This is a genomic window from Microtetraspora niveoalba (assembly GCF_001570405.1).
Classification (GTDB): Bacteria; Actinomycetota; Actinomycetes; order Streptosporangiales; family Streptosporangiaceae; genus Microtetraspora; species Microtetraspora niveoalba.
Genome location: NZ_BBYM01000089.1, coordinates 1 through 731 on the forward strand (window position 1 = coordinate 1; position 731 = coordinate 731).

The 731-nt window shown below is 72.8% G+C and carries 1 protein-coding gene; it reads left to right on the plus strand.

Translation table 11 applies throughout. From position 1 onward, the window contains the following. Positions 1–731, plus strand: a 731-nt coding sequence (locus tag AWQ70_RS37105) for a SpnB-like Rossmann fold domain-containing protein (RefSeq protein ID WP_157530968.1), incomplete at both ends; no start/stop codon positions are given.

Below are 731 nucleotides of genomic sequence, written 5' to 3' on the forward strand. Positions count from 1 at the left end.
CTGGATCTGCCCGCGCAGGTTGAGCTGAGTGGCACATGGTTATCGGTGGCGATGGAGGGTGCCGCGCACGCCGATGAGGTGGCCGCCGCGTTGCGGTCGGCGGGTGCGGATGTGATCGCGTTGACTGTGCCGGATGGCGGGGCAGATCGTGAGGCGGTCGCTGATCTTCTTCGCGGGGTCGGGCCGGTCGCCGGGGTGGTCTCCTTGCTGCCTGCTGCGGAGCGGCCGCTGCCCGGGGGGCATGTGCCGGCGGGTCTGGCTGCGACGGTGGCCTTGATCCAGGCTCTCGGTGACGTCGGCATCGCCGCCCCGCTGTGGGCGGTGACCGGTGGTGCGGTGTCGATCGGCCGGTCGGATCCGCTGCTGAGTGCGGTCCAGGCGCAGGTGTGGGGTCTGGGCCGGGTCGCGGCGTTGGAGTATCCGGAGCGCTGGGGCGGTTTGATCGATCTTCCGCCGGTGGTTGATGAGCGCGCCGGTCGGCGGCTCGTCGCGGTCTTGGCCGGTGATGAGGACCAGGTGGCGATCCGTGCCTCAGGCGTGTACGGGCGGCGCTTGGTGCGCGCACCCCGAACGGGCAGCGGTCCGGGGCACGGGGCCGGTGCGGGGCTTGGAGGTTCTGTGCTGGTGACCGGTGGCACGGGCGCACTGGGGGCGGTCGTGGCGCGCTGGCTGGCCGGTCGCGGGGTGCCGCATCTGATCTTGACCGGGCGGCGTGGCGCTGAGGCGCCCGG